Annotated in this window: 13 protein-coding genes and 1 other annotated feature; of the genes, 9 read left to right on the top strand and 4 right to left on the bottom strand. The window is 44.4% G+C overall.

The features are described 5' to 3' along the window. Positions 1-263 precede the first annotated feature (263 nt). Both sltY and trpR read left to right on the top strand, forming a co-directional pair. Positions 264-2180: a murein transglycosylase gene (gene sltY / locus SLS51_RS16185; protein ID WP_323839695.1), complete on the top strand. Its 1917-nt coding sequence runs from the start codon at positions 264-266 to the stop codon at positions 2178-2180. Between the two features lie 59 nt (positions 2181-2239). Then, a complete protein-coding gene (trpR, locus tag SLS51_RS16190; protein ID WP_011144939.1) occupies positions 2240-2560 on the top strand; it encodes a trp operon repressor in 321 nt (106 codons plus the stop codon). A 35-nt stretch (positions 2561-2595) separates the two neighbouring features. Here the strand turns inward: trpR and yjjX are convergent, their stop codons facing one another. After that, complete coding sequence (gene yjjX, locus SLS51_RS16195) at positions 2596-3126, bottom strand: inosine/xanthosine triphosphatase (RefSeq protein ID WP_323839696.1); 531 nt, start codon at positions 3124-3126, stop codon at positions 2596-2598. Between the two features lie 54 nt (positions 3127-3180). Here yjjX and gpmB point away from each other — a divergent pair, with 54 nt between their 5' ends. Continuing rightward, a complete protein-coding gene (gpmB, locus tag SLS51_RS16200; RefSeq protein ID WP_323839697.1) occupies positions 3181-3828 on the top strand; it encodes a 2,3-diphosphoglycerate-dependent phosphoglycerate mutase GpmB in 648 nt (215 codons plus the stop codon). Here gpmB and robA read toward each other — a convergent pair. Next, positions 3825-4700: an MDR efflux pump AcrAB transcriptional activator RobA gene (gene robA / locus SLS51_RS16205; protein WP_323839698.1), complete on the bottom strand. Its 876-nt coding sequence runs from the start codon at positions 4698-4700 to the stop codon at positions 3825-3827. The two genes, gpmB and robA, sit on opposite strands and share 4 nt — an antisense overlap. A gap of 509 nt (positions 4701-5209) precedes the next feature. Between robA and creA the strand changes: the two genes are divergently transcribed. Both creA and SLS51_RS16215 read left to right on the top strand, forming a co-directional pair. Then, the gene (gene creA, locus SLS51_RS16210; RefSeq protein ID WP_323839699.1) at positions 5210-5695 is read left to right on the top strand and encodes a protein CreA; all 486 of its coding nucleotides are present in this window, start codon (positions 5210-5212) and stop codon (positions 5693-5695) included. Positions 5696-5703: 8 nt separating this feature from the next. Next, positions 5704-5847 (top strand): hypothetical protein, encoded by a 144-nt coding sequence (locus SLS51_RS16215; RefSeq protein WP_323839700.1) that lies wholly within the window; start codon positions 5704-5706, stop codon positions 5845-5847. A gap of 21 nt (positions 5848-5868) precedes the next feature. Here the strand turns inward: SLS51_RS16215 and arcA are convergent, their stop codons facing one another. Next, positions 5869-6585: a two-component system response regulator ArcA gene (arcA, locus tag SLS51_RS16220; protein ID WP_323839701.1), complete on the bottom strand. Its 717-nt coding sequence runs from the start codon at positions 6583-6585 to the stop codon at positions 5869-5871. Positions 6586-7242: 657 nt separating this feature from the next. Between arcA and thrL the strand changes: the two genes are divergently transcribed. The 4 genes from thrL to thrC all read left to right on the top strand — a co-directional run bounded on the left by thrL (position 7243) and on the right by thrC (position 12088). Next, a complete protein-coding gene (thrL, locus tag SLS51_RS24155) occupies positions 7243-7311 on the top strand; it encodes a thr operon leader peptide (protein WP_109791942.1) in 69 nt (22 codons plus the stop codon). Beyond that, positions 7250-7369: a sequence feature (Thr leader region), on the top strand. Its footprint overlaps the gene before it by 62 nt. 25 nt (positions 7370-7394) lie before the next feature. Continuing rightward, a complete protein-coding gene (gene thrA, locus SLS51_RS16225; RefSeq protein WP_323839702.1) occupies positions 7395-9854 on the top strand; it encodes a bifunctional aspartate kinase/homoserine dehydrogenase I in 2460 nt (819 codons plus the stop codon). Positions 9855-9856: 2 nt separating this feature from the next. Continuing rightward, positions 9857-10786: a homoserine kinase gene (gene thrB, locus SLS51_RS16230; RefSeq protein WP_323839703.1), complete on the top strand. Its 930-nt coding sequence runs from the start codon at positions 9857-9859 to the stop codon at positions 10784-10786. A gap of 3 nt (positions 10787-10789) precedes the next feature. Continuing rightward, the gene (gene thrC / locus SLS51_RS16235) at positions 10790-12088 is read left to right on the top strand and encodes a threonine synthase (RefSeq protein WP_323839704.1); all 1299 of its coding nucleotides are present in this window, start codon (positions 10790-10792) and stop codon (positions 12086-12088) included. A gap of 49 nt (positions 12089-12137) precedes the next feature. Here the strand turns inward: thrC and yaaA are convergent, their stop codons facing one another. Continuing rightward, on the bottom strand, positions 12138-12914 hold the full coding sequence (gene yaaA, locus SLS51_RS16240) for a peroxide stress protein YaaA (RefSeq protein ID WP_323839705.1): 777 nt from the start codon (positions 12912-12914) through the stop codon (positions 12138-12140). Positions 12915-13067: the final 153 nt, after the last annotated feature.

Raw genomic sequence — 13067 nt, forward strand, 5'->3', positions numbered from 1 at the left:
CCGGGGATTCACTCCCTTGCCGTCGCGATCCATCTTGAAATCCATTGGGTATATAACCCAATTGCTCGAATAAGATGATCCTAGGCTGAATTTGTTAAAGTGAATCAATTTATTGGATAAAAAACTTACCTGTTCTGGATATGTAGTTAGATATTTCATCATAGGGTGAATTAATGTGGTAAGCGGTGGTAATTATATTATTATGCTGTTGATGCATTCGTAATATTAACCTATTTGATTTGATCTCCGGGAGGAGCGTGATAATGGCTAAATGGCAATGCCTTGTGATGGCTATAGGGTTGGTTTTTATCTCTGTAGCAGCAAATGCTGATTCTTTGGAAAACCAGCGGCAGCGATATCAGCAGATTAAGCAAGCGTGGAATGTCAGTGATAGGGCTGAAGTTGCGAGACTGATGCCAACATTGAAAGACTATCCTCTTTATCCTTATCTGCAATACCGGGAACTGACTCAGGATCTGTCACTTGCCACACCAACGCAGATCCGTGATTTTATTGATCGTCACCCTCATCTGCCTCCCGCGCGTTCTTTATCATCCCGTTTTATCAATGAACTTGCACGCCGCGAAGAGTGGCGCGGGGTACTGGCGTTCACTCCTACTGCACCGAAATCTATTACCGCCCGCTGTCATTACTATTTTGCTAAATGGGCTACAGGTGAGGAGCAGGTTGCCTGGCAGGGAGCGAAAGAAGTTTGGTTGAATGGGCGTTCTTTGCCAGACAGCTGCGATAAATTATTTGATGTTTGGCAGCAAACAGGCCATTTATCAGTGAAACTGATATTACAGCGTATTAGTCTCGCGTTAAAAGCGGGCAATACGTCACTGGTCAGTTACCTCGCTAAACAATTACCACAGGGATACAAAAGTATCAGTGAAGGTCTGATCAAGTTGCAGAATGATCCGGTTACCGTAGCGGACTTTGCTGCTCATACCGGACCGACGGATTTTAGCCGTGTAGCCACTTTAGCGGCTTTTTCGCGTTTCGCACGTCAAGATCCGGAGCAGGCAAGAGTGATCATCCCATCAATTGTCAGAGTGCAAAAGATGAATGCGAGTGAACGTCAGCGATTAAAAGATATTGTTGCCTGGCAGTTAATGGGCGATGTGAGTGATGAACAGGAGAAGTGGCGTGATGATGCGATCCGCGATAGTCAATCTGTTGCATTGCTTGAGCGTCGTGTTCGTTTGGCGTTGGGTCATGCAGATGAGCGTGGTGTGGCTCAATGGATAAACTTGCTACCGTTAGAGAACCAAGATAAAGAGGAATGGCGTTATTGGCGAGCTAACATCCTGTTGGCGCAGGGTAATAAAAGCGAAGGTGAGGCAATATTGCGTCAGCTGACGGAAGGCCGTGGTTTTTATCCAATGGTTGCTGCGCAGAAACTGAATGTCAGCTATCCGCTGATGATGAATACCGCAAAAAAGCCAGATGCGGCTATTGCTTCAATACTCGAAGTACAGAGAGTAAGAGAGCTGCTATATTGGCAAATGGATAGTCTTGCTCGCATAGAGTGGAGCTATCTGGTCGCCAGCCAAGATAAATTAAAACAACAGCAACTGGCGCGTTATGCTTTCGATCAAAAATGGGCGGCGCTTAGTGTACAGGCAACAATAACCGGAAAAATGTGGGACTACCTTGAAGAGCGTTTTCCATTGGCATGGCGGCGGGAATTTAGTCACTTCACTGCAAATAAAGGAATTTCTCAAAGTTATGCAATGGCGATAGCCCGCCAGGAAAGTGCCTGGAATCCGCAAGCTAATTCGCCAGTTGGGGCAATTGGGTTGATGCAAGTGATGCCAGAAACGGCGGAAGATACGGTTAAGCAAAATGGAATCCAAGGATATGTAAACAGTAGCCAACTTATAAACCCGCTGACGAATATCGAAATTGGTACTGCTTATCTCGAATCGGTTTATCAGCGCTTTGGTAATAATCGGATACTTGCCAGCGCTGCTTATAATGCCGGACCAACTCGTGTAGATCGCTGGTTATCTAACAGTGGTGGGCGATTAGATGCGATAGCTTTTATTGAAAGTATTCCATTTTCTGAAACCCGCAATTATGTCAAAAATGTTTTGGTTTATGATGTCTTCTACACTCATTTCATGGGTAAGTCATCAAATGTATTGACTCATGCTGAATGGCAAAGGCGTTATTGATTTATAGCAAACTATGTTATGCTGATGTACTAGTTAAATAGTATGATGACTGATTAATTATGACGACAAATCATCTGACAGACCCGGCACTTTCGCCGCAAGATCATGAAGATTGGCAATGTTTCGTGACATTACTCCAACAGGCTTTTGCTGAAAATCTACAGCATCCGATTTTGCAGTTATTATTGACACCAGATGAACGGACAGCACTGGCTACCAGGGTACGCATTATCAAAGAGTTGATGAGTGGAAAAATGAGCCAGCGTGAGCTGAAAAATGAACTTGGAGTGGGTATTGCGACGATTACACGCGGCTCTAATAGCCTGAAATTTGCTTCAAACGATGTTAAGGCTTGGTTGGAACAGCAATTACTGAAATAGCAGGCCGCCAATTGCGGCCTAGGCGGAATACTTGTTTAACGGGCGTTCAGCTCTTTATAAATTTCATGATGTACGGGCACTAAAGCCAATATCAGAGCTTGGTGGTACACGCTGGTACGAGTCAGGATGCCATCAGTGAAAAAGCCTATTGCACCCTCTTTTTGCTTGATGTTATCAATGCCTGTAAGGTGAGCCATTTCATGGCCTAATTCCCGACCTTCGCGGATACCATCAAGAATTTTTTCTGGGAGCATCAGACTGGCTGAACGAGATTCTCCGCGAATTTGCTGATATTCCACAACCATCCAGGCAAATGTCATATCGTCTTCAATACCCGCTTCCACACCGACCCAAAAGTCTGCTTCAGGGCGAACTTGTCGAGCAGCCATGACACGCTGGCGGGCGCCAGTGCGGGTTTCTGTGTTACCAATAGGTTGTTGTGGGACGCTACTGTCTACATTGATATCTTCGATCCGATAAGTACCTGGCCCAAAAACATCATCAAAGGCGAGACTAATGGCTTTAATTTTTGCAGGGTTGGTGGTTGCAGCAATAACGTGATACATAATAGATGAGTTATCCTTTGAACGAGTATTTACGCAGTATAACGGAAAATGAAAATGTTACAGGTATATCTTGTTCGTCATGGGGAGTCTGAATGGAACGCGGCACGTCGTATTCAGGGACAATCTGACAGCCCTTTGACTGAAACAGGCGAACATCAAGCCAGACTAGTGGCGCAAAGAGTAAAATCTGAAAGTATTACCCATATTATTACCAGTGACCTTGGGCGTACACGCCGAACGGCGGAAATCATTGCTGAGGTTTGTGGTTGTGAAGTTATTTTGGAGCCACGTTTGCGCGAATTGCACATGGGGGTTCTTGAACGCAGAAATATTGATTCATTAACATCGGAAGAAGAGAACTGGCGTAAGAAAGTCCTTGATGGCACACCTGGGGGACGCATCCCCAAAGGCGAATCTATGGATGAACTGGCTGTGCGTATGAGGGCAGCGCTGGAAAACTGTCGTAATCTGCCTGTTGGTAGCCGACCGTTGTTAGTCAGTCATGGCATCGCTTTGGGATGTTTGGTTGGCACAATATTGGGATTACCCGCACATGCTGAACGTCGTCTTCGCTTGCGAAATTGCTCTCTGTCCAGAGTGGATTATCAGCACAGTCCGTGGCTAGCGTCGGGCTGGATTGTAGAAACGGCAGGCGATATCACACATCTGGATACGCCCGCACTGGATGAATTACAACGTTAATGCTGGATAGGAATGAGATACTGAAATTCGATGATATGATTCGCCGCTTCCCTGTCTCTATCATTGGTATTGGTAAGATAATATCGCTCGATGTCGTATCCTTTCCTACGTGTCAGGTTTAGCATTGGCAGGCAAATGCCATAGACGGTAAACAGGAAATCTTGTAAGCCATCTTTGGTACCGTAGTAACTAAATGAGACGTATTCTCCAGCCGGTAATGTAACAGGCTGGCTGCCTGCCACGTCAAACTGGGCATATTGGGGTTCTACTGCTGTTGTGTACAATACGGTTTGTTCATCTTCTTTTTCTGGATTGGGAGTTGCATGGTGAAGGCCATAAAGTACAGGAGGTAACACTTCTGCATTTTGCAGATAGTATGTCCAGAAATTGTGGCGCATTTCAGTACAAAAACTGGACCATTGTTCCAGCGTATAGGAACAGGTCTGTTCTATACCCACCAGTGGCTGTTCCTCTAGTGTGAGATAGGTTGCTTCGGGAATATATCTCTTATCCAGCAATATGGGTGGGCAAATACCCGTGGCGCACCACTCCTCACTGAGTCGATAAAGTGCTGGTGTTTTATTGAACTGTTTTTTAAATGCGCGAGTGAAAGTTTGTTGGGAGTCAAACTGGTACTGTAAAGCAATATCCAGAATAGGGCGGCTGGTTAAACGTAAAGCAACGGCTGCCCGTGATAACCTTCTGGCACGGATATAGGAGCCAATAGCCTGGCCGGTAATGTCTTTAAACATACGTTGCAGGTGCCATTTAGAATAACCTGCTTTAGCTGCAACATTATTGAGTGATAATGGTTGATCTAAATGATTATCTAGCCAACGTAATAAATCACGAATGATGCCGGTTTGATCCATACATCTCCTTAGTCATTAAGACCAGAAAGAACAACATAAGAACTTATACCCGTTATCTTTCAAGTTGCCTCTTTGTTGGCTGCACTCACTCACCCCGGCCACATCGTTATCTATGCGCCCGGGGATTCGCTCCCTTGCCGTCGCGATCCATCTTGAAATCCATAGGGTATATACTACTAGGCTATTTTGCTTGCCACTTGAACAGTCCGACAGAGTGGTAAAACGAATCATTCCTTGTATATCGTATGTCTGTTCTGATTTCTGCGTGCTGTTCGTGTTCATAATTTATTGACAAGTGTAGCATTCAACAATAACTCTACTGGATATAAGCACTAAGTGTAAAACAAGTCTTATATTTACAATAGGATACTTATTCGTATTATTATTTCACTCATTACTTTGTGAAACTATATTAATAATTAATTATTTCTTATTGGTGGTATTGCCGCTCTATTTGGTATCTTGGCGGTGAAATTTTACGCTGAATTAATTAAGGCATGAGACTATATATGTTAAAAATCATAAAGATACTCGTAGCAACGACATTGTTGTGCATACCTATGGTGGCTCTGACTGAAGAGATTGGCTCGGTAGACACTGTTTTTAAATTTATCGGGCCTGATCACAAAATTGTCGTGGAAGCGTTTGATGATCCTGATGTTAAAAATGTGACTTGTTACCTGAGCAGGGCAAAAACAGGCGGAATAAAAGGGGGTTTAGGGCTTGCGGAAGATACTTCTGATGCGGCTATTTCTTGTCAACAGGTTGGAGAGATTGAACTAACGGACAAGATTAAAAAGAGCAGCAAAAAAGGTCAGGTGGTTTTCCAGAAACGAACCTCACTGGTGTTTAAAAAACTCCAAGTTGTTCGCTTCTATGATGCAAACCGTAATGCATTAGTCTATCTGACATATTCCGATAAGATGATCGATGGTTCACCGAAGAATGCGATCAGTGCTGTACCTATTATGTCGTGGAAGACGGTGGAAAATTGAGGGGCAGGATGGGTTCCTACAGGGATATCCCATCCTGTGATATACCCGTTATCTTTCAAGTTGCCTCTTTGTTGGCGGCCCTCACTCACCCCGGTTACATCGTTCGCTATGCTCCCGGGGATTCGCTCCCTTGCCGTCGCGATGCATCTTGAAATCCATAGGGTATATTCAAGTTATGCTTCCAAATCACCACAGAAACGATAGCCTTCACCGTGAATGGTGGCGATAATTTCCATCGTATCTGGCGTCGATTCAAAATGTTTACGGATACGACGAATCGTTACATCAACAGTACGGTCGTGAGGTTTCAATTCACGACCTGTCATCTTTTTCAGTAAATCTGCGCGCGTTTGGATTTTGCCTGGATTTTCACAGAAATGAAGCATGGCGCGGAACTCGCTGCGTGGCAATTTATACGGCTCACCAGCTGGGCTTATCAGAGAACGGCTATTGATATCTAATTCCCAACCGTTGAATTTATAACTCTCAACCTGATGACGTTCCTCGCTGATATTATTCAGATTCATGGTACGAGAAAGCAGGTTGCGGGCGCGAATAGTCAATTCACGCGGATTAAATGGTTTGGTGATGTAATCATCTGCACCGATTTCCAAGCCAAGGATTTTATCTACTTCGTTATCACGGCCAGTCAGGAACATCAAGGCAACATTTGCTTGCTCACGCAGTTCGCGGGCAAGTAACAAGCCATTTTTGCCTGGAAGGTTAATATCCATAATCACCAGGTTAATGTCGTTGTTTGACAGAATATGGTGCATTTCTGAGCCATCGGTGGCTTCATAAACTATGTACCCTTCAGCTTCGAAAATGCTTTTTAGGGTATTGCGGGTGACAATCTCGTCTTCAACAATCAAAATGTGCGGGGTTTGCATGGTTGCTACCTAGAATCGCTTAAAAATAAATCAGAATGATTCAAACTACTCTTATCTCAGGATATTTACTGGTTATTATTTGTCATCACTGAAATTATAGCTCAAATCAGTAATAACATTTTATTGATATGTTTTACACTGAAAGTAAAAGTTGCTTTTCCTTTGGTGGGTATATACCCAAAAAACTGGTTAAACAGTGTTATGTTAGTCCATTAACAGCAATATAACAGCTTGCAATGCATTTACCATCTAAAAAAACTACCTTTTATTGACGTACATCAAAATTGATTGTAGCACGTTAATATTATTTATATTGGTTATTTTATACCTTGTATTCTGTCATGCAAATGACAAATTCTTGTTAACGCACAGAGTGGTTTTGTACGGAAAATAATCCCCATGAGCTTGGCGGTGAACAAAAATAACTGATTTTTACGAAAGGATAAAATATATTGTTAATTTTGTTAAAAATGAATTTAACAACTAAAAGATTGGGTTCGGTAAGAAATATTTGTTTGTCTTGATGACCATGAAATGCATTATTCCAATGTTAAAAATATCAAAAGCGGAAGGTTATTTAGAGAAAATGTTTGACTTTGCGCACAAATTCATTTAACCAATATAGGGTCGAACCCATTCAATGACAGACAGGAACCTATGCGAATTATCAGCCTGAAAACCACAATGATTACCACCACCGGAACCACAGGTTGCGGGGCGGGCTGACGCATATATAAAACAGATAAACAAGCCCGCATCCAAATCAGATGCGGGCTTTTTTTTGGCGCGGAATCAGGAGAAAAATGTTAATGCGAGTGCTTAAATTTGGAGGAACTTCGGTCGCTAATGACCAGCGTGTGTTGAACGTTGCCGATATTGCAGAGAAAAAACTTTCTCAAGGAGGGGTTGCGTTGGTGCTTTCTGCTCCGGCAAAAATTACCAATCATCTAGTGGCTATGATTGAAAAAACGGTCGCTGGGCAAGAGATCATTACCCATATGCACGATGCTGAGCAGATCTTTGTTGATTTATTACAGGGGATGGCACAGGCGCAACCCGGTTTTGCTTATGAACGGTTAAAAATGATGGTTGAGCAAGAATTTGCTCAATTGAAACAGGTGCTGCATGGTATTTCGTTACTGGGCCAATGCCCGGACAGCATTAACGCTTCCCTGATTTGTCGTGGGGAAAAACTCTCTATCGCCATCATGGAGTCTGTATTGCAGGCACGTGGTCACAAGGTCACGGTGATTGATCCGGTAGAAAATTTGTTGGCACAAGGTCATTACCTTGAATCTACGGTAGATATCAACGAGTCTACGAAGCGCATTGCTTCTCTGAATATTCCTGATGACCATATTGTCCTGATGGCTGGATTTACGGCTGGAAATGATAAAGGGGAGCTCGTTGTCCTGGGGCGTAATGGTTCTGACTATTCTGCTGCGGTTTTGGCGGCTTGCTTGCGGGCTACATGTTGTGAAATCTGGACTGATGTGGATGGTGTTTATACCTGTGATCCTAGAGTTGTGCCGGATGCACGGTTATTAAAAGGCATGTCCTATCAGGAAGCGATGGAACTCTCTTATTTCGGTGCTAAGGTATTGCATCCACGGACCATTGCCCCGATTGCTCAATTTCAGATCCCTTGTTTGATTAAAAATACCACCAATCCAGAAGCGCCGGGAACACTTATTGGTGACGGGCAGAAAGATGAAAGTACGCCGGTAAAAGGGATTACCAACCTGAGCAGTATGGCAATGATTAACGTATCAGGACCGGGTATGAAGGGGGTGGTGGGGATGGCAGCAAGGGTGTTTGCTGTCATGTCTCGCAAAGGGATCTCTGTTGTGCTGATTACTCAGTCATCTTCGGAATACAGTATCAGCTTCTGTGTCCCTCAACGTGAATTGGAACGTGCGCGTCAGGCGCTGAGTGAAGAATTCTATCTTGAGCTGAAAGAGGGGGTTCTTGATCCTTTGGATGTGATGGAAAATCTTTCCATTATCTCGGTTGTTGGCGATGGTATGCGTACCCTGCGTGGCATCTCTGCCCGTTTCTTCTCTGCATTGGCGCGCGGTAATATCAATATTGTTGCCATCGCACAGGGATCTTCTGAACGTTCTATCTCTGCGGTTATTGATAATGAAGTGGCAACGACAGCCGTTCGTTTGTGCCATCAGATGTTATTTAATACCGATCAGGTGATCGAAGTTTTTGTTGTCGGTGTTGGTGGTGTAGGTAGTGTTTTGATTGAGCAGATCCGTCGTCAACAAACATGGTTGAAGCAAAAGCACATTGATTTACGGGTATGTGGTATTGCTAATTCACGGGCTATGTTGACGGACATGAGAGGTATTTGCCTTGATAATTGGCAGCAATGTTTATCAGAGGCCAGAGAACCGTTTAGTTTGAGCCGCCTGATCCGTTTGGAAAAAGAGTACCATTTGCTGAACCCGGTGATAGTGGATTGTACCTCTAATCAGCAAATTGCTGATCAATACGCTAGTTTCCTGAGTGATGGTTTCAATGTGGTCACGCCGAATAAAAAAGCCAATACTTCGTCAATGGCTTATTATCATCAAATCCGTAAGGCGGCAGAGAAATCTAAACGTAAATTTCTGTATGACACTAACGTAGGCGCTGGTCTGCCTGTTATTGAGAACTTACAAAACTTGCTTAATGCGGGTGATGAACTGGTTCAGTTCAATGGCATTCTCTCCGGTTCTCTCTCTTTTATTTTCGGTATGCTGGATGAAGGAATGTCATTATCTCAGGCGACGTTACTGGCAAAAGAGAAAGGCTATACCGAACCTGATCCGCGTGATGATCTGTCCGGTATGGATGTTGCCCGTAAGCTGTTGATCCTCGCTCGTGAATCAGGTTATGAACTTGAATTGGATGATATTGATGTGGAGCCTGTACTGCCAGCCTCCTTTGATAACCAAGGGGACGTGGATGCTTTCCTTGAACGTTTACCCTCTCTTGATCAGGTTTTCAGCCAGCGTGTGGCAGAAGCAAAAGAACAAGAGAAAGTGTTGCGCTATATTGGCGTGATTGAAGATGGCCGTTGTAAGGTGAAAATCGCCGCAGTAGATGGCAATGATCCGCTTTATAAAGTCAAAAATGGCGAAAATGCGTTGGCATTCTACACGCGTTACTATCAGCCGATACCGCTGGTACTGCGGGGATACGGAGCAGGTAATGATGTTACTGCCGCAGGTGTGTTCGCCGATATGCTGCGTACTTTGTCCTGGAAACAGGGAGTTTAATTGTGATTAAAGTCTATGCGCCTGCATCTATTGGCAATGTCAGTGTTGGGTTTGATGTACTGGGAGCCGCGGTCTCTCCAGTTAATGGTGCTTTATTAGGTGATTGCGTTACTGTCCGGGCAGCGGAGAGTTTCAGTTTGCGTAATGAAGGGCCGTTTGTGGGGAAGTTGCCTGAGGAACCGGAGCTAAACATTGTTTATCAGTGCTGGCAGTTGTTCTGCCAGCGTTTTGGCAAACAATTATCGGTGGCAATGACTCTGGAAAAGAATATGCCGATTGGTTCTGGCCTTGGCTCCAGCGCTTGCTCTGTTGTTGCTGGCTTGATGGCACTGAACGAGTTTGCGGGCCTCCCGTTTAGTGAGAGCCAATTACTGGCAATGATGGGGGAACTGGAAGGACGCATTTCCGGCAGTATTCACTATGATAATGTCGCTCCATGTTATCTCGGCGGTTTACAACTGATTATGGAACAGGGAGATATCATCTGTCAGCCAGTACCTTCGTTTGATGAGTGGTTATGGGTGATGGCTTATCCGGGCATCAAAGTTTCTACCGCAGAAGCCAGAGCAATTTTACCTGTGGAATATTCGAAGCAGGATATTATCGATCATGGACGTTTCCTTGCTGGTTTTATCCATGCTTGTCATACACGGCAACCAACGCTGGCAGCCAGATTGATGAAAGATGTGGTGGCTGAACCGTATCGTACCCAACTGTTACCGGGTTTTGCCAAGGCGCGTGAAACAGCGAAACGTGTAGGGGCATTGGCGTGTGGTATTTCTGGTTCTGGCCCGACATTGTTCTCCATTTGTAATGATATGGCGACCGCAGAGGAAATAGCTGAGTGGCTGCAACAGCATTATGTTCAGAATGATGAAGGTTTTGTACACATTTGCCGTCTGGATCTCGCAGGCGCACGACAAATAGGGTAACTGATGAAACTGTATAACTTGAAAGACAACAGCGAGCAGGTGAGTTTTGCACAAGCAGTCAAACAGGGATTAGGCAAACAGCAAGGGCTTTTCTTCCCGCAAGATTTACCCGAATTTAGTCGTGAAGAAATTGACCAACTGTTGAAACTGGATTTTGTCACCCGCAGCGGTCGCATTCTCTCCGCGTTTATTGGCGATGAAATTCTGCCAGAACAACTGACGACACGAGTTAAGCACGCTTTTACTTTTCCGGCACCTGTTACCAACGTGGAAAATGATGTTGCAACATTGGAATTATTCCACGGCCCGACTCTGGCATTTAAGGATTTTGGTGGCCGTTTTATGGCGCAAATATTGGCACAAGTTGCCGGTGAACAGCCGGTAACTATCCTGACTGCGACTTCTGGCGATACAGGGGCAGCAGTAGCGCACGCCTTTTATGGTCTGAATAATGTACAGGTGGTGATCCTCTATCCACAGGGCAAAATCAGCCCGTTACAGGAGAAATTGTTCTGTACATTGGGTGGTAATATTCACACGGTGGCGATTGATGGCGATTTCGATGATTGCCAGGCGTTGGTTAAACAGGCGTTTGATGATCAGGAATTGAAACAGGCTCTGTATCTCAATTCAGCTAACTCAATTAACATCAGCCGCTTGTTGGCACAAATTTGCTACTACTTTGAAGCGGTTGCTCAGCTACCAGAAGATAAGCGTGAACAACTGGTGATCTCTGTACCGAGTGGGAATTTTGGTGATTTGACCGCGGGTTTATTGGCAAAATCGATGGGATTGCCGGTAAAACGTTTTATCGCTGCTACTAATGTTAACGATACGGTTCCACGTTATCTAGAGGATGGAAAATGGTTGCCTCATCAGACCGTTGCCACGCTGTCCAACGCGATGGATGTGAGTCAGCCAAACAACTGGCCGCGTATTGAAGAACTGTTCCACCGTAAATCCTGGCCGTTGAGTGAATTGGGATATGGTGTAGTCAGTGATGACGTGACTCAAGAGACGATTAAGGAACTGGCTAAACTCGGTTATATCTCTGAGCCTCATGCAGCGGTTGCTTATCGTGTCCTGCGTGATCAATTACAAGAAAGTGAATACGGATTATTTCTCGGTACGGCTCATCCAGCGAAATTTAAAGAGAGTGTGGAGCAGATTCTGGGGGAGGAATTACCACTGCCCAAAGCTTTGGCTGAACGGGCTGATCTGGCGTTGCTGTCCCATTACTTACCGGCAGATTTTGCTAGATTGCGAGCTTTCTTGATGGAAAGAGCACCGAAGTCTTTATGAAAGTGGGCGCCGCACAGATCATGCGGCGTTTATTATTGATAATAAAGTCTTAATGTTGTTCAGGGCGTTTAAATACCAGCTCATTTCCTTTGGATAACGATTCATCAAAGGCGTAGCCATCCAAATTAAACTCTACCAGACGGTCAATTTGCGTTAACTGATTCTGAATAATAAACCGGCTCATTAGCCCACGGGCTTTTTTCGCGTAGAAGCTAATGATCTTATATTTACCGTTTTTCTCATCAAGAAATACCGGTTTAATAATTTTACCGGCTAACTTTTTTGGATTCACGGATTTGAAATACTCATCAGAAGCCAGATTAACCAACACATTATCACCTTGTTGTTCCAGCGCCTCATTAAGCTTTTCTGTGATCAGATCTCCCCAGAAAGTGTAGAGATCTTTACCGCGTTTATTTTCCAGCTTGATCCCCATTTCCAGCCGGTAAGGTTGCATCAGATCCAACGGACGGAGTACACCGTAAAGGCCAGACAGGATACGCAGATGATTCTGAGCAAAATCAAAATCCTTATCGGAGAAAGATTCAGCCTGCATACCGGTATAAACATCACCTTTAAATGCCAGAATAGCCTGACGGGCATTTTCTGGCGTGAAATCAGCATGCCATTCGCCAAAACGAGCGGCATTCAAGCCGGCAAGTTTATCGCTGATACCCATCAAACTCGCAATTTGGGCAGGCGTCAGTTCGCGACAAACACTGATTAACTGCTTTGATTGGTCGAGTAATTCTGGTTGGCTATATTCTTCCGTGGCAAGCGTGCTTTCATAATCAAGGGTTTTTGCTGGTGAAATAGTAATAAGCATAATATCGTCCCGGTTATTCAGATGAGGATACTTTAACAAAATATCATATACAGGCTCTTAAGCAGTAACTGTATATTTTAGATAGAAAAAAGGCTTCATTTATGATCTGATAATCGTCGCCAAACTAATACCAAAACCACGGATGAAGCCTGT

Origin of the sequence: Photorhabdus africana (genome assembly GCF_035181445.1) — a bacterium.
GTDB lineage: Bacteria > Pseudomonadota > Gammaproteobacteria > Enterobacterales > Enterobacteriaceae > Photorhabdus > Photorhabdus laumondii.